General features: G+C 32.0%; 19 protein-coding genes. 14 read left to right on the top strand and 5 right to left on the bottom strand.

Features of this window, described 5'->3' with window-relative positions; all coding sequences use genetic code 11:
* Positions 1 to 70 precede the first annotated feature (70 nt).
* Positions 71 to 1,297, bottom strand: coding sequence for an MDR family MFS transporter (locus EKQ63_RS15325; RefSeq protein WP_143881225.1), 1,227 nt, complete (start codon positions 1,295 to 1,297; stop codon positions 71 to 73).
* Between the two features lie 101 nt (positions 1,298 to 1,398).
* Here EKQ63_RS15325 and EKQ63_RS15320 point away from each other — a divergent pair, with 101 nt between their 5' ends.
* The 5 genes from EKQ63_RS15320 (at position 1,399) to EKQ63_RS15300 (ending at position 6,925) form a co-directional block, all read left to right on the top strand.
* Positions 1,399 to 3,135 carry an ABC transporter substrate-binding protein gene (locus EKQ63_RS15320; protein ID WP_143881224.1) on the top strand — a complete coding sequence of 579 codons (1,737 nt, stop codon included), beginning with the start codon at positions 1,399 to 1,401 and terminating at the stop codon, positions 3,133 to 3,135.
* A gap of 157 nt (positions 3,136 to 3,292) precedes the next feature.
* On the top strand, positions 3,293 to 3,916 hold the full coding sequence (locus EKQ63_RS15315) for a YhbD family protein (RefSeq protein WP_074610045.1): 624 nt from the start codon (positions 3,293 to 3,295) through the stop codon (positions 3,914 to 3,916).
* 13 nt (positions 3,917 to 3,929) lie between these two features.
* Entirely contained in the window at positions 3,930 to 4,640 is a 711-nt protein-coding gene (locus EKQ63_RS15310) for a bactofilin family protein (RefSeq protein WP_088327805.1), read from the top strand.
* 18 nt (positions 4,641 to 4,658) lie between these two features.
* Positions 4,659 to 5,366: a cytoplasmic protein gene (locus EKQ63_RS15305; protein ID WP_087997219.1), complete on the top strand. Its 708-nt coding sequence runs from the start codon at positions 4,659 to 4,661 to the stop codon at positions 5,364 to 5,366.
* 23 nt (positions 5,367 to 5,389) lie between these two features.
* Complete coding sequence (locus tag EKQ63_RS15300; RefSeq protein ID WP_087997220.1) at positions 5,390 to 6,925, top strand: MDR family MFS transporter; 1,536 nt, start codon at positions 5,390 to 5,392, stop codon at positions 6,923 to 6,925.
* Positions 6,926 to 6,979: 54 nt separating this feature from the next.
* Here the strand turns inward: EKQ63_RS15300 and EKQ63_RS15295 are convergent, their stop codons facing one another.
* Entirely contained in the window at positions 6,980 to 7,300 is a 321-nt protein-coding gene (locus EKQ63_RS15295) for a hypothetical protein (protein ID WP_087953394.1), read from the bottom strand.
* 237 nt (positions 7,301 to 7,537) lie between these two features.
* Between EKQ63_RS15295 and EKQ63_RS15290 the strand changes: the two genes are divergently transcribed.
* The 4 genes from EKQ63_RS15290 to EKQ63_RS15270 all read left to right on the top strand — a co-directional run bounded on the left by EKQ63_RS15290 (position 7,538) and on the right by EKQ63_RS15270 (position 11,968).
* Entirely contained in the window at positions 7,538 to 8,317 is a 780-nt protein-coding gene (locus tag EKQ63_RS15290; RefSeq protein WP_087953395.1) for a BC_2878 family exosporium-associated protein, read from the top strand.
* Positions 8,318 to 8,628: 311 nt separating this feature from the next.
* Positions 8,629 to 9,399, top strand: a complete 771-nt coding sequence (locus tag EKQ63_RS15285) for a GNAT family N-acetyltransferase (RefSeq protein WP_087953396.1) — start codon at positions 8,629 to 8,631, stop codon at positions 9,397 to 9,399.
* 547 nt (positions 9,400 to 9,946) lie between these two features.
* Positions 9,947 to 10,642, top strand: coding sequence for a CsxC family protein (locus EKQ63_RS15280; protein WP_087953397.1), 696 nt, complete (start codon positions 9,947 to 9,949; stop codon positions 10,640 to 10,642).
* Positions 10,643 to 10,765: 123 nt separating this feature from the next.
* The gene (locus EKQ63_RS15270) at positions 10,766 to 11,968 is read left to right on the top strand and encodes a BC_2427 family protein (RefSeq protein WP_143881223.1); all 1,203 of its coding nucleotides are present in this window, start codon (positions 10,766 to 10,768) and stop codon (positions 11,966 to 11,968) included.
* A gap of 217 nt (positions 11,969 to 12,185) precedes the next feature.
* Here EKQ63_RS15270 and EKQ63_RS15265 read toward each other — a convergent pair whose 3' ends face one another.
* The gene (locus EKQ63_RS15265; RefSeq protein ID WP_087953399.1) at positions 12,186 to 12,617 is read right to left on the bottom strand and encodes a GNAT family N-acetyltransferase; all 432 of its coding nucleotides are present in this window, start codon (positions 12,615 to 12,617) and stop codon (positions 12,186 to 12,188) included.
* An 852-nt stretch (positions 12,618 to 13,469) separates the two neighbouring features.
* Here EKQ63_RS15265 and EKQ63_RS15260 point away from each other — a divergent pair.
* The 4 genes from EKQ63_RS15260 (at position 13,470) to EKQ63_RS15245 (ending at position 16,128) form a co-directional block, all read left to right on the top strand.
* Complete coding sequence (locus EKQ63_RS15260) at positions 13,470 to 13,976, top strand: spore coat protein (protein WP_087953400.1); 507 nt, start codon at positions 13,470 to 13,472, stop codon at positions 13,974 to 13,976.
* Positions 13,977 to 14,342: 366 nt separating this feature from the next.
* A complete protein-coding gene (locus EKQ63_RS15255; protein ID WP_000342253.1) occupies positions 14,343 to 14,543 on the top strand; it encodes a spore coat protein W in 201 nt (66 codons plus the stop codon).
* A 14-nt stretch (positions 14,544 to 14,557) separates the two neighbouring features.
* Complete coding sequence (locus EKQ63_RS15250; protein ID WP_087953401.1) at positions 14,558 to 15,010, top strand: spore coat protein; 453 nt, start codon at positions 14,558 to 14,560, stop codon at positions 15,008 to 15,010.
* 257 nt (positions 15,011 to 15,267) lie between these two features.
* On the top strand, positions 15,268 to 16,128 hold the full coding sequence (locus EKQ63_RS15245; protein ID WP_087953402.1) for a DegV family protein: 861 nt from the start codon (positions 15,268 to 15,270) through the stop codon (positions 16,126 to 16,128).
* Between the two features lie 103 nt (positions 16,129 to 16,231).
* On the opposite strand, the gene EKQ63_RS15240 is transcribed toward EKQ63_RS15245, so the two are convergent.
* Positions 16,232 to 16,435: a hypothetical protein gene (locus tag EKQ63_RS15240; RefSeq protein ID WP_000498065.1), complete on the bottom strand. Its 204-nt coding sequence runs from the start codon at positions 16,433 to 16,435 to the stop codon at positions 16,232 to 16,234.
* A gap of 474 nt (positions 16,436 to 16,909) precedes the next feature.
* On the opposite strand from EKQ63_RS15240, the gene EKQ63_RS15235 reads away from it, so the two are divergent.
* Positions 16,910 to 18,181, top strand: coding sequence for a helix-turn-helix domain-containing protein (locus EKQ63_RS15235; RefSeq protein ID WP_087953403.1), 1,272 nt, complete (start codon positions 16,910 to 16,912; stop codon positions 18,179 to 18,181).
* 88 nt (positions 18,182 to 18,269) lie between these two features.
* On the opposite strand, the gene EKQ63_RS15230 is transcribed toward EKQ63_RS15235, so the two are convergent.
* Positions 18,270 to 18,704: an Lrp/AsnC family transcriptional regulator gene (locus EKQ63_RS15230; RefSeq protein ID WP_087953404.1), complete on the bottom strand. Its 435-nt coding sequence runs from the start codon at positions 18,702 to 18,704 to the stop codon at positions 18,270 to 18,272.
* Positions 18,705 to 18,733: the final 29 nt, after the last annotated feature.

Genomic DNA, 18,733 nt, shown 5'->3' with positions numbered 1-18,733 from the left:
GATGTCACAAAGGTCATCGAGACTTTTGTCACATCCTTCTTTTTACTGTTAAAAGGGTGAGGAATGCAGCTTATAAAACATGGGGAGTATGCTCTGAAATGTCTTTTTTCATTTTGTTACGTTCGATATTTTGAATAAACAGTGCTTGAATAATGCCTCCAGCTATTAAGAAACAAGCGCAAATATAAAATAGCATGCTACCGTTTAGTTGACTTAATAAAACCGCACCAAGTACAGGACCACACGTTCGAGATATATCCCAATGTAACCCGTAAATTGAAAAATACAATCCACGTTTATCTGTAGGAGCGATTTCTGAAACGAATCGAAGTAAATGGTTGAAAGCAACACTTTCTCCAATGACTAAAAAGAGTAATGTGAAAAATAGTGACAAGATTGTTGCTGAAAATCCATAGCCAATTGCAGCTATCGTAAAGCAGGTGTAAGCAATAAGTATGATTTTCGCCATAGAAAATTGTTCAGACCTTTTCACAAGGAAAACTTGTAGAGTGATTTCCATAAGAGCTTTGCATGTTGTAATAAAAACGAGTATGCGATCGAAATCCGGAAGTGTATGTTTCACGAAAATAAGATAATTTGTTTCAGTTTGTGCATAAAAAAAGCTAATAGGAAGTGTAGTAATCATTAGTCCAAATACGGCGTAATGTTTGTGTACAAATTGCTTTGGAGATGATACTTCAAGCTTTTGCGTTGGTGTTGTCATTGCCGGAGCAGTTTCTGGAAGCTGCGTCCAAACAACGACTGCATATGCTATAAGTGCAATGCTTTGCACTATAAATACATATTCAGGGTGAGTCTTATAAAAAATAGTACCAATTAAAGGACCGATTAGAGTACCTATTGCTCCCATCGTTTGCAGAAGAGAGAAAATTTCTGCTTGCTGCCCATGTTTTGTTAAATCAGCAATTTGTGCACGTTGAGCAGGAATATATAAGGAACGGCCAATACCATTTATAACGTATAATAATGCAAAGATAAAAACGGATTGAGCGAAAATGAAACTACCGATTGCAACGCCCTGTAGTAACAATCCTAGTAACATAATTTTCTTTCGCCCATACTTATCAGTCACTCCTCCAGCAATAAGTGTAAATACAATGTCTGAAAGTGGTTGTAATCCGAAAATTAGCATAGTTATTATTATATTACCGTTTAACATTTTATTAACGTAAATAATCATAATGATGGCTAACATGGATTCTGTTGTTCGGGTTAATAATTCGCCGCACATTCTTATAATAATTGGTTTGTTATAACGTAGTAAGAGATTGGTCAATATTAATTCCTCCTTTCTATATTGAAATGATAAGATGAAAGGAGAAAGAGAAAAAGGGTAGAAATAAAAGGGGGTATTTTTCACCTTTTAGGGGGAGTATGATGTTTATTTTAGATCAATATATTGAACTATGGTGTGTCTACGGTAAAGGGAGACGAGAAGGAGAACGATTAGAAGTAACCGTACAAATGATAGCAGAAACATTATTTTGTACAGAGCGTAATAGTAAATTAATTATAAAAAAATTAGAAGAGTTACATTGGATCACTTGGTTTCCAGGTCGCGGGAGAGGGAATCGTTCTAAATTAATATTTCAAAAGCAACCAGTTCCACTAATTTTAGAAAGAGGAAAAGAATTAACGAAAAAAGGAGATGTGAAAAGTGGAATCTCATTTGTAGAACGCTACAGCTCACAATTTCCTGTAGTAAAGAAAGAGTATGAAGCTTGGGTAGATTCCATATTTGGTCATCAAATAGAACGGACATCTGAAGGAAGAAAAGACGTACTTCGTTTGCAAGTACAAATGAACCTGGACATCGCTTTAGATCCGGTTTACGCTACGATGCGCTCAGAATGTCATATGGTTAAACATATTTTTGATACACTCGTATATGTAAATGAGGAAACAAACTCTATAGAACCAAGGCTTGCTTTTCACTGGGAATATAATGATGCTGAAAAGGTATGGACTTTTCATTTGCGAAAAGGTGTTCGTCTTCATAATGGAAAACGACTTACTGCACATCATGTTATACATTCATTGAATCGATTTATGAAAGCTGAAAACAATCCACACGCATGGATGTTACAACATGTTGAAAGTTTCCGTGCAGTGGATGAATTTGTTGTTGAAATTCAATTACATACGGTAAATAGGGTGTTTTTACATATGCTAAGCGCAGAACAGTGTTCTATCGTAATTGAAGATGAAGCAGGAAACTTCATAGGTACAGGGCCTTTTATATTACGAGAGAAGAATACACATTTATTTGCATTAGAAGTACATGATTTATATTATCGTGAAAGGCCTTTTCTTGACCGAATTGAACTATTGAATGTGGAGCAAAATATAAATGCATATGACGTATTAGTAAAGGCGCAGTATAAAGATAAAGAAAATCTTAATAAAGAACTTTCACGGCTTGAATCGAACGTGACATATGTAACGTGTAATCTTGTAAAAGAAGGGCCAATGCAAGATGAACTGTTTCGAAAAGCGCTATATAAAATTATTCATGGCGATAAAATCATTCAAGAACTCGGCGGAGAACGTGGAGAAGTGGCAAAGAAACTAATATTAGCAAATGAAAGCATAGTAGAAATTGAGGAAGATATCGAAAGTTTAATTAAGAAAAGTACGTATCATAATGAAGTGCTACAACTTTATACATTTATAGGACGAGATCACGTTGAAGATGCACAATGGATACAAAAAGAGTGTGAGAAGTACGGGATTCGTGTAGAAAATAATTTTCTTAAAATAGAAGAGCTGCTAGAAATAAGTACGATACAAAAGGCGGATATGATGCATGATAGCGCGACAATTAGCGAACGAATAAAAGATAGTTTACTATATATGTTTCTTACAAAAAACAGCTTTATTCATGGGCAAAGCAGCATGGACTTTCATGAATCATTGTCCTCTTATTTTAAACAAGAACAAGTAGAGAAAAGAGTTACATTGTTACGCGATATTGAAGACACTTTGTTACGTCACATTCATATAATTCCTTTATACCGTAACAAACAACAAGTAACTTCTCATGAAAAAGTACAAAATATAATGATTAATTCACAAGGGTGGATTGATTTTTATGAAATATGGTTTACATGTTGATATATAAGGGTTTTTACGCATTTTATAAGATGCGTGAGAACCCTGTTTTTTTTTGAAACAGGGTTGTTTTACACATTGTTACGCTACCTGTGATAAAAGTCTATTTACAGCGTAACAGTGTTATGTTACATTGTTATCAGGAAGGAGTGTTATACAGTTGAGTACAGATTTAATTTCAAAAAAAGATTTATTAGAACTTACTGGTATTTCATATGGACAATTATATAGGTGGAAAAGAAAAAATTTAATACCGGAAGATTGGTTTGTACGAAAGTCTACATTCACGGGTCAGGAAACATTTTTTCCGAAAGAAAAGATATTAGAGCGTATTGATAAAATTCAAACGATGAAAGAGGATCTATCACTTGATGAACTAGCAAATATGTTTTCGCCGAGTGTGAGGGAAATTCTTTTAACGAAGGAAGACATTTTACGTAAGGGGATTGCATCAGAACCAGTTTTACAATTTTTCATAGAACAAACGAATAAAACAGCGGAGTTTCAATTTGTAGATATTCTTTATGTGTACATGTTAGAAGAATTGCTACAATCGGGAGAGATTAGTTTAGAAGAAGGAAAAATGGTCTTGCAAGTTTTACGTGAAAATTATGAAGCAATTAAACATAAAACGTGTGACTTAATCATTATCCGAAAGTTAGGGATTTCTACATGTTTATTAGTTTCAAACGTGGACGACTTAATTTTTGAAAAAGGCACCAAAATCGTTTTACGCGAAGCGATTATGAAATATACCGAAGCATTAAAAACTAAATTGTTGTAGTGGAGGAGAAAGTATGCGTACAGATAATTTGATTATAAATGGTTACGGTTCATCGAATGGCGGCGAATTTCATAAAGTGCAATTAAACGGAAAAGGAACTGTGAATGGAAATGTTGAATGTGAGCAATTTGAATGTAACGGTTACGGAGCAGTTACTGGCGATTTGAAAAGTAATAATGCACGAATTAGCGGATCTGGTAAAGTCGATGGCACAGTTCATGCTGAAACGATGCGAATTGATGGAAAAGCTACAATTACGCAAAATGTAAAGGCAAATAGTTTGAAAATTGCAGGAAAAGGTACGATAGGTGGAAATGTCACAGGTGAAGAATTTAAAGTCAATGGTCAAGCAACAATTGACGGTAATTGTGAAGTAGATACTTTTTCTTCAGAAGGACAATTTACAATTGGCGGATTATTAAGCGCTGATGAAATAAATATTAATATTCACGGTACATGTCGCGCGAAAGAAATTGGTGGTCAAACGATTAAAGTAAGACATAGATCAGGTACATTAAGTAGGCTATTTAAAACAGTATTTGGCTTGCAGTTAGAAGCTGAACTATTAGAAGGTGACAATATTGATATTGATTATGCTCACATAAGAACGGTAAGAGGAAACAATATTACAGTAGGGCCGAACTGTGAGATTGAACTCATTGAATATACGGGTGTTCTTACTGTTGATAAAAGCGCAAATGTAAAAGAAATTAAGCAGGTTTAATGGGAGGGAGAAAGCAATATGGAACATCCACATAGTCTCACAGTAAATGGTTCTGGCAATTCAGCAGGCGGAGATTATAATAAAGTGAAGATTCGCGGTGAAGGAACGATTTCTAATGATATGAGCTGTAATGAATTTAAAACGTACGGCACGAGTGATGTACGGGGTAATATGAAAGTGAAAAATTATGTTGTGTATGGAGATAGTGAGGTACAAGGAAATGTAGATGCAGAATATGTAAAAGTATACGGTAATACACAAATTCATGGTGATGCACATATTGAAAAAACAAAAGTTAGAGGTATGATAGATATTGCTGGGAAGTTTTCAGGTGATTTTGTCGATGTAAAAGGTGGTTTAAATGTTAGGGGAAATATTGAAGTAGAAGATTTATCATTAACTGGTGGTCTTGAAAGTGATGGATTACTTAATGCTGAAAATATTCAAATCTCACTTCGTTATGAAGGAAGTAAGGTAAGAGAAATTGGTGGTAAAAACATTACGATTCGTAAAAAAGCGAGATTTCTTCCTTTTATTAGTCATGTTGGAAACCTCCAAACTTCAATTGTGGAAGGAGATGATATTTATTTAGAACATACGATTGCTGACGTAGTGAGAGGAAACAACGTCACAATTGGCCCTGGCTGTGAAATTAGTGTTGTAGAATATCATACTAGTTTTAATCAAAAGGGTAATACAGTCGTAAAAGAACATAAACAAATATAAGTAGTATGAGGGAGAGCAAGGTTATGGTTGAGAAGAATAATAAGCTCGGCTTTGTTGTGGCGGGCTTATTGCTAGGTATTTTAATGGCATCAATGGATAATACCATTGTCGTAACAGCGATGGGAACAATTGTTGGTGACTTAGGAGGTCTTGAAAACTTTGTATGGGTCGTTTCTGCCTATATGGTCGCAGAAATGGCAGGCATGCCGATATTCGGTAAACTATCAGATATGTATGGTAGAAAGAGATTCTTTATTTTTGGTTTAATCGTTTTTATGATTGGTTCGGCACTTTGTGGTACTGCTGAAAATATTACACAGTTAGGTATTTATCGTGCCATTCAAGGTATTGGCGGCGGGGCATTAGTGCCGATCGCGTTTACTATCGTTTTTGATATTTTCCCTCCTGAAAAGCGCGGGAAAATGGGTGGTTTATTCGGAGCGGTATTTGGTTTATCAAGTATTTTCGGGCCGTTACTTGGCGCATATATTACAGATTATATTAGCTGGCATTGGGTATTTTATATTAACCTACCGCTTGGCGTTTTAGCACTTATTTTTATTACATTCTTTTATAAAGAATCACGAGTTCATAGAAAGCAAAAAATTGATTGGTTTGGCGCAATTACTTTAGTTGGTGCAGTAGTTTCTTTAATGTTTGCATTAGAACTTGGCGGACAAAAGTATGATTGGGATTCTAGCTTTATTTTAAGTTTATTTGGTGGATTCGCTATTTTAATTATTGCATTTATTTTTATTGAACGAAAAGTAGAAGAGCCAATCATATCATTTGAGATGTTTAAGCAACGCTTATTCGGAATGAGTACCATTATTGCATTATGTTACGGTGCTGCATTTATGTCAGCAACTGTGTATATTCCGTTATTCATTCAAGGTGTATACGGCGGGACTGCAACAAACTCAGGATTATTACTTTTACCTATGATGCTAGGTTCAGTCGTAACAGCGCAGTTAGGCGGATTTTTAACGACTAAGCTGAGCTACCGAAACATTATGATTATTTCTGCTGTTATTATGTTAATCGGATTATTCTTATTAAGTACATTAACGCCAGAAACAAGTCGTGCATTATTAACGGTTTATATGATTATTATCGGATTTGGAGTAGGTTTCTCATTCTCTGTACTAAGTATGGCTTCAATTCATAACTTCGGTATGGAACAGCGTGGATCTGCAACTTCAACGAGTAACTTCATTCGTTCATTAGGAATGACACTAGGTATTACAATCTTCGGAATGATCCAAAGAACAGGTTTCCAAGATCAATTAGAAGAAGCATTTAAAGGGATGAGCGGGGGAATGAATACAAACGCTTTAGGAGATTCAAGAGCTATTCTATCAGAATCGGCAAGATCTCAAATTCCACCACAAATATTAGATAAAATTATTGACGCTCTTTCTAGCTCAATTGTCCAAACATTTATGTGGGCATTGGTACCAGCTGGTTTAGCATTCATATTTATTTTCTTTATGGGAAATGAGCGCATGGTAATTAAGAAACAACAAACGAATAAAAAGAGCGAAACATCAAAAGCGTAATGAAAAAGCTCCTTTCTAATTGGAAAGGAGCTTTTTCGTATGTACGGATGTAGATTAGCCTTCGATAATTTCGTATTCTTCGTCTGCTAATAATAAAATTTGTGTTTTCTTACCTTTGTTTTGAACTTCGATTACATCGTAAGCACCTAGGTCTCTTTCTTTGCTTTGAGATGCGTTTACCATAACTTCAATAGAATCAATTAAGATATCTTCTTCAATGTATGATTCAGGCAATGCCATATCTTCAGTATCTAATACACATGCGTATAGATTTTGTAAGTTTTCAGCAGTTGGATTTTGTTCTTCAACATCAATGATGTTTTTTACTGCTTCCATATTTTCTTCTTTTGCTTGGTATACTTTAATTTTAGCCATTGTTTTAATCTCCTTTATAACGTAATCGTAGAGGCTACACTTCATTATAACGTTTTTTTTATGAAAGATAAAATTGTTATATGTATTTATAGGGAAATTCATGTGTTAGTACTCATTTTTAATGCGATAAGTAGGTAAATATATTCCTACGTTAAAGTTATATTGTCCAAGCTTTTCTCATATCCCGCTCATATTATGTGTATGAGATAAAACATATAGGGAAGGGATGGAGTGTAAGTGGGTTGTGAGCCGAAGCGAAATGATAGATGCTGCCAAAATAATATTTGTGAATTTTTGCGAAGTCTAGAGCCTTTTACAAAAGTTGAGAGTATTGTAATTGCCGGAAACGAAATTGTTGTATCTTATTTTCTTTCATTTAATAAGAGGAATGGTATCGTATCCTTCGTACAAGAGGACGATGAGGTTATTTTTGTAGATTGTTCAAAGATTGATGCAATTCGAATAGGAAAAGTTTGTAGTTGTAAAACGAAAGTTAAATATATTGAAGAGGACTTTAGCTTGCTAGGAAATGTTTGCCCGCAATGTTTAACGGAGGGTAGTACAATCTTTTTTGATTTTAATAATTCTGAAGTAAATGTATCTTTACAAGCAACAACAATTAATCCACCTAGATGTACTGAATTTACAGATGAACTTGGGAATGTAGTAAAGCAAATTACTATAGTAGGTGAGGCGATTGTTTCTAGGGATTTTGTTCAAGTGCCTGAACTAGTAGGTTTTCGACTGCTTTTGTCGCATCCAGCGGAAGATCCATTAAACTACGGATTATTATTTATTAATTTCCCTGATACAATTTTTATTTTTATATTGGCATCAAGCGGATTTCTCTCCATTTCGAACTGCTTAAAAATAGAGGGTGGAACTGGTAATGCCGAAATAGAAGAGATGAAAAAAATGATAATGGATGACGATAATACGTACAAATCAGTTGTTAAATTGACTAAAGTATATAAAAACGGTGAGTCGGAATCTTTTATTTATAAGACTGAATTATAATATGTGTATTTAAATGAACCCTCAAACTATTGTTGGGGGTTATTACATAATTAATTATATTGATTCTTCAAAACGCTTGTGAATGAGTAAGAAATATATTTATTGTTGACTTATTTTTTAGGTTGATCATTTCATAGTTAGTAGATGTTATAATCATTTTATGTTTACTGATATTTTATAAATATTCGAAGTTTTAATTTAATAGTCAATGGCTTTTTATGATGTACAGATGGGTGTGTATATGAATACGAATTATGGAACGCTCATGAAAATGTTAAGAGTAGTTGATTCTAAAAAAGGTGGGAATGTAAATGATATATGAAGCGAATATACATACAAGAAAAAAACTAGTTTCTATGTTTGAGGATTTCAATAACGTTGTTTTACTTTCTTATTTACAAGGGCATATGGGTACTGCTTGGGTAAATGATCTTGAAAACCCAACAGTAGCACAAGTTACGGTAGGGATTTTTACATTTTACGCTGGAGACCCAAATACGAAAGAAACAGAAGAGTTATTACGTAATATTCCAGAAAGAATTTTAGTTATCGTAAATAGTGAAGAGTGGAAACAACGCTTAGAAACATTCCATGAAAGAAAAATAGATAAGTTTTTACGTTATAAATTCAAACGAAATCCAGAAGTTTTTAATCGTTCAAAATTACAATCTTTTATATCAACACTTCCAAAAGAATATGAGTTAAGAAGAATAGATGAGCATATCGCAAATAGCCCTACATTACATAAGATATCTGAAGATTTTACAAGTCAATTTCATTCGGTAGAAGATTATATAAACCGTGGTATAGGTTATAGCATTTTATATAATGGAGAAGTTGTATGCGGTGCATCCTCGTATAGTATTTATAATGATGGAATTGAAATTGAAGTTGCGACTGATTACAATCATAGAAGAAAAGGTTTGGCAACTGTAGTTAGTGCAGCACTAATCTTGGACTGTTTAGAAAAAGAGATATACCCAAACTGGGATGCAGCGAATACTACATCTGCAAAACTAGCTGAAAAACTAGGATATGTTTTTGATAAGGCATATGATACGTATTTTGTGGATAATAGATGAATGGACAGTGAGTGTAAGATGTGTACAAAGTAAAGAGTTTAAAGGGAAAGACAGATGACTAGAATGTTTTGATAGAATTTTTAAAAACTCTATCAAAACATTAAAAAATAAAATAATTAGTTCAATAATAAGAATATTTTATAATATATTGAGTGCAAAAACTGGCTTTTTTAGTCCGTTTTTATTTTTTATAAAAAGATAAATTAGTCGTGATCTTCTATTTTGTGGATATTAAAAAGTCGGTAAATGGTTCTTATTAAATATTATCCTTTGTTAGATCGAATAAAAGACTCTTGAAAAATTAATTTTGGAACACCTATTAGCTCTAACAGAAAAAAATCGAGAAATTCTATTTTATATAGGTAGATATCAGTATAGGCTCCTTTTATTAATATATGTGTTTTTAACTATCAAGGGGAAATGAATCTCTTATTTTGCAAATGATAAAAGTGACTATGATACAAACCCACGCATTAATAGAAAAAGTACATATACAGTATAGAGAGTTGAAAAACTCTAATTTTTTTTATAAAGGAGATTATATATTATGAGTGAACAATGTCCAATTAATGTACCATGTCAGGTAGTAGGACAAACCCAAACACCATTAAGTGATGAGGCAGCAGCACCAATTCTTACACCAGGAGCACCGATTGTAAAAATTCCAGTGGTATTAGCCGAAAGAACAATTCAAATTGTTGTAGAATCAGATGTTCCATTAGCACCTGCAGCATCCGAAATTAAACGTGTGTTAAAAAACGTATTTTTAACACAGTGTAAGTTAGTTCCAGTAGCATTCACTCCAGTACCAGGTACAAATTACCGCCGAGTTACAAGAGCAAAGTTATTTGTACAAGGATATATTCGTAAAAACATTGAATATGCAGGTAGTGGATGTAATTCAGTACTATTTGATCGTATCGCAAATGTTCCATTTTCTGGTTTTGCAGATTTAACAGAAACAGATTTTCTATCACTAGCAATAGTAGCTTCTTCCTCAGATACTACATCTCACTTTATTAATCCTAATAACGGTGACTTACCACGTTTAGACAAATACTTCTTTGAAAATACTGTTTTTTATAACGAACAACCATATTGCGAATTAGTTAGCGCTCAATTTTTTGAATTAGACTTTTCTCCTTGTCCAACTGAATTAAACGAATCATTTGAGACTCTTCGTGAGAAAATTGTACTGGATCTTACTGTGAAAGTTTTACAAGTGCAACAAGTACAAGTGTAAAACTAAAAAAGCATTGTCTTTGATAAAAAGACAATGTTTTTTTTAGTTTTATAAAACATATAATAATGAAATGGTCGTGTACAAAAATATATTTTTATTAGTTTCATTAGTGGGGGGATGGTGATGAAAAATCCATGGGTTGGTAAGAAAATATGGAACAAAGTTTACAAAGGGGAAATACTGATTGCTCTAGAGAAATCTCATGAAATAAGAGAAAATAAGAAAAGTAAACAAACAGAGTCAGAGAAAAAAGAGAAAACAATACAAGTAGAGAAAGAAGGTAAAGGACCAGAACGTACGGTGAAGGCAATACAAGCAGAAAAGGAAAATAAAGAACCAAAGTCAAAAAAAGAAGAAAAAGCAATACAAGCAGAGAAAGAAAGTAAAGAACCAAAGTCAAAAAAAGAAGAAAAAGCAATACAAGCAGAGAAAGAAAGTAAAGAGCCAAAGTCAAAAAAAGAAGAAAAAGCAATACAAGCAGAGAAAGAAAATAAAGAACCAGAGTCCCAAAAGGAAGAAAAAGCAAATGATTCTGAGAAAAAAAATGAAAAAATTGTCCTAGGAAAAGAACATAAAACGAGTGGATTAGAGGGCAAAAGTATAGATTCTGAATCAAAAATAGCGAATTCAGAACGTTCAATAGAAGTGAAAACCCCATTTTCTATTATTTCAGATGTTACTAGTTTTAAAAAATCCCCTAATATGAATGTGAAAAATCAAGAAGTATATGTATTTCGTAATGAAGAAGATGCAAGAGGACGTGAGCTGGATTCTACGTTACTAACTACAATGGAATATTATCATGGAGAAATTGATTGTAATTTAGTTTCTTCAAACCTTCATGAAAAGAGGGTACTTTTAGAACTTTCTAATCAAAAAGAAAAAGGGAATATTGAAGAGAGTTGGGTAGGCTCATCTTCATGGATTCCTATCCACGGTATAATATTAGAGAAGGAAGTTGAAGCAGATGTAAATAATTATATAACTGCGAAATTACCAATTGAAATAGGGAGGTATAAAGGTGAAATTAGTTTAATAGAAAAGATTGTTTTTAAAGAAACAGTTATAGAAATAAAAGAAGTATCACAGGAAATTATTGTAACAAACAAAGAATTCTTATTGCCAAAAATAATAAAGAAAGGAAAAAATCCATCTATAATTGAAAAAGGAAGCTTACGTGTAGAAGGCTATATATTTCAGTGTATTGAATTTACATCAGAACAAAGTGAAAATCATGATAAGATCTACCAGTTAATGCAAAATATTATATTGGAACTAAACGTCCAATTATTACAAGAACAGGAAGTTCGTGTGCGAATTACATAAATGATTATATCGCTATCAATCAGTTGAATTTTTTTAGGAGTTTGTAATAAAGAAACACAAAAAGTGCTAGCAAGTCTGCAAACAAGCTAGCTAACATGTATTGGAAGTGAAAGACTGCCAATGTAGTAATTAACAATACGTTAATTAACTAGGTGAAACGTGATAAATCTTTTTTACATGTGGGGAAATACAAGGTGTTAAATCCTAATTTAGAAACTCACAACTTGAATAGTAAAACATGTTTATCATAAGTATCCAAACACCAGTTATATTTTTTTAGAATAATTGGATGGATAACCTCTTTTGTAGCATCAACTTCAGTAAAGCCGTATTTCTTATAAAAGTTTTCTAATTCTTCAAAAGGAAGACAATATACATTTTTTACTTGTAATTTTTGCGCAGTTACTACTAAAAATGATACAAGTTCCCCAGCTAATTGTAACCCTCTAAATTGAGGAAGAATAAAAATTCCACCCATTTCTATCGTATCTTTATCTATTTGGACTAATCGACCAACACCTGCATACACATTGTCGTATGTAATGATTGCCACCATATCTCGATTTAAATCACTTCGTACAAATCCTATTGAGTCATATTGATTATTAATCCATTCTAGATCATTAGATGTGGCCAGTTGAATATTCATATACATCCTCCCTCCGAATACTAGCTCTATCTCCATTATATAGAACATAAGATGCTATATCAAAAGAACCTAGCTATAGCACATTTGTTTAAGTTATTAGTTAAAGGCGTGGGTTTGTTGGGGGTGAAATGATGGCTTCACCAAGCAAAGGAAAATAACCTTGTGAATATAGTGTTACATAGTCAAAAAGAATAGTAGTTCATGTGTTTGGTAATGCATTATTGTTTAAGCGTATAGAGTTTATAGACTTACTTTAATTGATAGCTACTATATTTATTGGAACTAGTAAGGAAATATGATAATCAACAGTCCGAGTGATAAAAATCGTATTAGGATTTAGTAAAAAACTCCTTCTGAGAAAGGGAATGGGATTTAAAAATAAGAGCACTTCGAAAAGTGCCCTTCAGTAACGACTACTCATTCTAAAAAGAAAGGATGCAATATATCATATGAAGTTAAGTGTATTTAATTATGGGCCTTTTATATAAAAGTTTTATTTTGTCCCGAATAAAAAGGCGGTTGTTTCCGCAACCACCTTTCAGTAAAACAAAGCACTTTTTATGAAATAAATTATGGATGATCCCTAAAAAAGGTTATAGGATATACCCACATTTTTATAACTAAAGTGACGAACTCAGGTTATAAGGAAGGAACAATTATATTGTATGAAATCTATTATTGAGTAATCACAAAGAAAGCTGTCTTCTTATTTGAAGACAGCTTTCTTTTATTAGAAAAAGAAGTAGAAGATTAGGTTACTTGTCCAAACAAATTTTTAAAAAATACATAAAATGCTATTAGTTAGTCAATATTTTAATATTGCTAATTTTTAAGACTAAAAGGGGTGATTTTATGTGTGATTGTGAAGTTTGTAGAAGAAAGAAAAAACGTGATCCATTAAATCGGGGTTCTGAACCAAAAAAACAGGTTTCTGAGCCAATAAATCAGGATTCCGAATCAGTAAATTCTTATTCATTTAGTAAAAATGCAAATTTGTTAGAGGAAGCTATCCAAGCAGGTGAAATCGATCAAGTTTCTGAGGAATATATTGAAATAGTTGATTCAGCAGATGTACAAGTTACTACTACAGATACAAAAGCTGCACTATCTATCCAAGCGGCATTACAAGCAGCTATTGTGGTTGTAGTAAGTATTTCTATAGCAGATAGTGAAAAAGCAGATAAAATAACACAAGAATTATTTCAAAAATCATCTATTAAACAAATTAATAGACAAAAAACATTTATTAAAAATTCCAGAAACGTAACCGTAACAACTACTGATACAGATATTGCAGTGAATATTCAAATTCTCCTTCAAATTTTATTAGCGTTACTAGTTAAACTAAACATTTTATAAAGTGTCTATCCCATTTATATTTAGCTACAAGGGTTCACTCTAAGTAAATATTTTTTGTTGTAATATGTGGTACAAGCTTGGACTTCTCATTATGGCTGAATTAATATTCAAGATTGATGGGAAATTAAGTGTGGAAAACTACACAATAACAAAGGTGAACTTATTATTTAACAGTGAATAAAACTTATATATGTGAAGTAAAGGAAAGCTGTCTTCGTATTAGAAGACAGCTTTTTGATTTTATTAGTAAAAAGAAGTGAAAATAGAAGATTAAGTTACTCGTCCAAGCAATTTTTATTTAAATGCATATAATGCTGGTAGTTAATTGAAATTTTTATAGAAAACTGATAGGAGTGAACATTGTAAATGGATGATTTAAATAAATTTTCTTCCTTTAAGTTTGATAAGGATCAAAAGAATATAATTATAGACCTTTTACTCTCAGATATTTTTAATAGGCATGGGATAAATGAAGAAAAATTAAAAAATTTATCACCAGAAAAAAAGCAGCAAATTAAAAGTATTGTTTCTGAAATACAATCACAAGTTAATAATTATTTAGATTGAAAGGGGGTGAACATATGGACAAAAAATGTCATTCAGATGAAAATAAAAAGTGGAGTGCATTAGATTCCTCAAATCCTCATCCGTCTTTTAAAAATGCTAGCGTTTCAGAAGCAGCTGCGCAAGAAAGTAAAACTTACCAAATTTCTGAAGAATCTATTACAATTGTAGATTCAGCAGATGTAGAAGTTACTACTACAGATACAAAAGCTGCTTTATCTATTCAAGCAGCATTACAAGCAGCTATCGTGGTTATAATAAGTATTTCTATAGCAGATAGTGAAAAAGCTGACCGCGTAGCACAAGAATTGTTTCAAAAATCATCTATTAAACAAATTAATAAACAAGAAACTGTTATTAGAAATTCTAGAAATGTTACAGTTACGACTACGGATACAGACATAGCAGTAAATGTTCAAATTCTTCTCCAAATTTTATTAGCTTTACTAGTAAAATTAAATATTTTATAAAATGTTTAACCTTTTTTAGATATAGTGCATCTTACAGGTAAATATACAAAATACTTATAAAATTATTCGTGTTTTAGAAAAATAATAAGAAAAAGGTGTTTAAAATAGAATCATTTTCATTAACAGTTCAAGTTTTGAAGAATAGTGCATACAATATAAAGTGTTTTCCTTTCTTCATTTAAGTTTTACGTATATAATTTAAAAGTACTATTTTTATTTTATATTTTTTATATTTATAACAGAATAGAGGTTTAAAAATGGGTGTTAAAATCATTACGGATAGTGCGGCGGATTTACCGGTAGAATTGCTGCAAGCATATGATATTGATTTAATTCCACTCCGTGTTTATGATGAAGCAGAAACAGAGTATTTAGATGGAGTTACATTAGAGTCAGTTACATTATTGCAAAATATGAGAGAAGGCGCTGTTTATAGAACGTCATTGCCTTCACTTGAAACTTTCCAGGAAAAATTTGTTTCTTATGCAAAAGAAGGTAATCCTTGTATATATTTAGCTTTTTCATCTGAACTGTCTGGTACATATCAATCATCAGTTCTCATTAAAGAGGAAGTAAAAGAAACATATGCTAACTTAGATTTAGAAATTATCGATACGAAATGTGCCTCGCTCGGTCAAGGGCTTGTCGTATTAGAAGCTGCTAAAATGGCGAAAAACGGTGCATCAAAAGAAGATATTTTAAAGCGTGTTGATTTTCTAATGAACCATATGGAACATATCTTCACTGTAGCTGATTTACAGTACTTAGTGAGAGGTGGACGTTTAAGTAAAGTCGCAGGATTTATCGGTGGTTTACTAAACATTAAACCGATCTTAAACGTGGAAGAAGGAAAACTTGTACCACTTGAAAAGGTAAGAGGGAAAAAGAAAGTACTTGGCCGAATTGTCGATATAATGGAAGAGCGTGGAAAAGAACTTAAAGGTCAAACAATCGGTATAACTCACGGTGACGATTTAGAAACAGCTGAAGCATTAAAAGCATTAATTACAGAAAGATTTGGCTGTGAAGTATTTATCGTAAATACAATTGGTGCAGCAATCGGAGCACATACAGGACCTGGCGTTATAACGTTGTTTTTCTTAAATGAAGTAGAGTAAAGGATTGATCATTTGATCAATCCTTTTTTAATCTAATTTATCCCGCTTTAACGAGCAGTAAGACACAAACCCCACACTGATTAAAGTTTCACTTTATATGTAATTATTTATTAACTTTCTCTTTAAAAGGTAAGAAGGTAGATAGGAAAGTGATAATCGCTAGTCCAAAGCCGAATCGTTCAGTTTGATCAATTACTAAGTCGTTTTTCCACTGAAAAATGAAAGAAGCGAATATTAAAAGTAAAGCAGCGCCTCCAACATATCTTACTATTTTTCGTGAAGATGCATCTTTAAGTCTTACAAACATGTGTATCATCCTTTCGTATTTATTAAATAATTCGACAAACTAATTTCTAGGATTTGATATTGATAATCCATCTATTAAATTTATTTGATTTTATTGTTTACAATAGATATCTTCTATCTACTAGATAAATGTAATGAACTATAACTATCTTAAATGAATAATAATAGTTTAATAATAGTTTACATGTAGTTAAATCCTTTTCATTAAGTTTATCGTAATTCAAGTATATGACTCTGTCTTTGTTAATAACAAGTAGTAAAATCTCATGAAAAAAATGGACGAAAAACCCAAATTTTAACCATAAAATTTAACAAGCCATCTAGAAATAATCATAGTATGAATGTAAAATTACAATGTGTGATACATTTTTTTACATTTGTGAAATTATACATTTTCTTAATATGAAAGATTAAGCAATACATAATGGCTGATTTGGTAAAAAGTAAGAAATGGTTAAGCAGGGAGAGTAGAAAGATGGAAATAGGGGAACGTATTCGCCATGTTCGAATGCATAAAGGATTAACACAGGGGGAGCTCGTATCAGGAATATGTTCAATAACATATTTAAGTAGAATAGAAAGTGGAAAAATAAAACCGTCATCTTCTTTTATAAAAAAAGTTTCTAAGAAGTTAGATGTAGATAGCGATTATCTTATAAATGGAAATTATGAGGAAATAAAGATTACTATTTTTAAAGTATGTAATAAATATAAAAAAGATAAAAGTATTACAGAAGCTGACTTATCTTTGTTAGAATTCTACGTTCGTGAAGTAGATTCAATCCCTTTATTACTAAAGGTATATGGTGTACTTATATACTATCATGCCCGGCAAAAAAATATGTTATATGTGAAGTCGCTTCTAGTTCAAGCTTCGCAAATGATACCAAGTCAGGTTGAAATAGAAGATCCTGAAGATTATATTTATTATTTAAAAGCTCGAGGTTTATATTTTTATAATAAACAAGACTACAGTGCTGCTCATGATATATATGTACAGGCTGAGAGTTTACTGGGTGCAGAAGAAACTGAACAACATGGTCATATATACTATAATTTATGTCATGTATATAAGGAGCTTTATAAAGATAAAAGTATTAGTCGTTTGTATGCCTTAAAAGCTTACAACATATACAGAAAAAATGGTATGCAGAAGAACGTAGTAAATACACTTTTAATGCTTGTAATATTGTATATTATGGATGAATTATATGAAAAGGCACTTGAAAGTTTACAACAAGTAGAAAATAGTTTGGCTATTAATGGTGATTCAAAGTATTTACCTATAATTTCTTATGATTACGGCAAAATTTATCAAGGTTTGAAAGACTATGCGAATGCCATTAAATACTATGAAGAAACTTTGGAATTAAGTGAATTTTTATCGGAGAAAGATCAAAAGGTATATGCATTACGAAACATGTTAGAGATGTACATAGAACTTAAAGATTGGAAAAATGTTAATAAGGTTATGAATGAAGCATTTCATTTTTTATCAATTTATGATGTACCAATTGCACATGTTCAACTATATGGTTTGAAAGCTAAAGTCTTCAAAATACGTGGGGATTATTATGAATATGAGAAAAATATGCAAAAGGCAATTGAAGTGGGAGTAGAAAAAAAACAACATCGTTTAGTTGCTGAATTATCCTATGAATTAGGTAACTTTTATAATGAAAATCGCTCTTATAAATTATCTGCGAAGTATTTTAAAATATCAGCTGAAAATAAAATGGATTTATAAAGAAGTTTAGTTAAAAGTTCTTATAAATTGTAAAGGGTTATCCAAAAGAGTAGAGTATTTTATACTTTTTGGATAACCTCTTTTATTGCTATTCTATAATTACAGGTCGATATGGTATTGGTGAAGATAAAATCATCGAAGTTTTGACTGTACCAAATTGTATAACAATATCAATTAATTCCTCTAATTCCTTCATAGAGTGAACTGCTACTTTTAAGTAATAGCTACTTTCACCTGTTACTCGATGACATTCAAGTATTCTATGTTCTTCGTATATTTTCTCCTCAAATTTTTTGCATGGAATTTTTAAATTTTCGATTCTTAAAAATGCTTGAAGTGATTTTCCAATGACATCTAGAGAGATCCGAGCAGTATACTTTTCAATTATCCCTGCATCTTGTAACCTTTTTAGTCTTTCTGTGACACTAGGACGGCTGAGGTGTAGATGCTCAGTCATTTCTGTAATTGTCATTCTGGCATCCTCTTGTAATAATAGGGTTATTTTCTTATCGATTTCATCCATGAATTATGCTCCTTTACAAATGTGAAAGT

This window comes from Bacillus sp. BD59S (assembly GCF_007363175.1).
Classification (GTDB): Bacteria; Bacillota; Bacilli; order Bacillales; family Bacillaceae_G; genus Bacillus_A; species Bacillus_A pacificus.
The sequence above is the reverse complement of the archived record's forward strand: the minus strand, read 5'-3'. Positions and strand labels throughout refer to the sequence as shown.

Excerpts from the sequence above, each read along its gene's own strand:
- EKQ63_RS15320 (WP_143881224.1), top strand. The coding sequence starts at position 1,399 with ATGTTTATTTTAGATCAATATATTGAACTATGGTGTGTCTACGGTAAA.
- EKQ63_RS15310 (WP_088327805.1), top strand. The coding sequence starts at position 3,930 with ATGCGTACAGATAATTTGATTATAAATGGTTACGGTTCATCGAATGGC.
- EKQ63_RS15305 (WP_087997219.1), top strand. The coding sequence starts at position 4,659 with ATGGAACATCCACATAGTCTCACAGTAAATGGTTCTGGCAATTCAGCA.
- EKQ63_RS15300 (WP_087997220.1), top strand. The coding sequence starts at position 5,390 with ATGGTTGAGAAGAATAATAAGCTCGGCTTTGTTGTGGCGGGCTTATTG.
- EKQ63_RS15295 (WP_087953394.1), bottom strand. The coding sequence starts at position 7,300 with ATGGCTAAAATTAAAGTATACCAAGCAAAAGAAGAAAATATGGAAGCA.
- EKQ63_RS15285 (WP_087953396.1), top strand. The coding sequence starts at position 8,629 with ATGATATATGAAGCGAATATACATACAAGAAAAAAACTAGTTTCTATG.
- EKQ63_RS15280 (WP_087953397.1), top strand. The coding sequence starts at position 9,947 with ATGAGTGAACAATGTCCAATTAATGTACCATGTCAGGTAGTAGGACAA.
- EKQ63_RS15270 (WP_143881223.1), top strand. The coding sequence starts at position 10,766 with ATGAAAAATCCATGGGTTGGTAAGAAAATATGGAACAAAGTTTACAAA.
- EKQ63_RS15265 (WP_087953399.1), bottom strand. The coding sequence starts at position 12,617 with ATGAATATTCAACTGGCCACATCTAATGATCTAGAATGGATTAATAAT.
- EKQ63_RS15260 (WP_087953400.1), top strand. The coding sequence starts at position 13,470 with ATGTGTGATTGTGAAGTTTGTAGAAGAAAGAAAAAACGTGATCCATTA.
- EKQ63_RS15255 (WP_000342253.1), top strand. The coding sequence starts at position 14,343 with ATGGATGATTTAAATAAATTTTCTTCCTTTAAGTTTGATAAGGATCAA.
- EKQ63_RS15250 (WP_087953401.1), top strand. The coding sequence starts at position 14,558 with ATGGACAAAAAATGTCATTCAGATGAAAATAAAAAGTGGAGTGCATTA.
- EKQ63_RS15245 (WP_087953402.1), top strand. The coding sequence starts at position 15,268 with ATGGGTGTTAAAATCATTACGGATAGTGCGGCGGATTTACCGGTAGAA.
- EKQ63_RS15240 (WP_000498065.1), bottom strand. The coding sequence starts at position 16,435 with ATGTTTGTAAGACTTAAAGATGCATCTTCACGAAAAATAGTAAGATAT.
- EKQ63_RS15235 (WP_087953403.1), top strand. The coding sequence starts at position 16,910 with ATGGAAATAGGGGAACGTATTCGCCATGTTCGAATGCATAAAGGATTA.
- EKQ63_RS15230 (WP_087953404.1), bottom strand. The coding sequence starts at position 18,704 with ATGGATGAAATCGATAAGAAAATAACCCTATTATTACAAGAGGATGCC.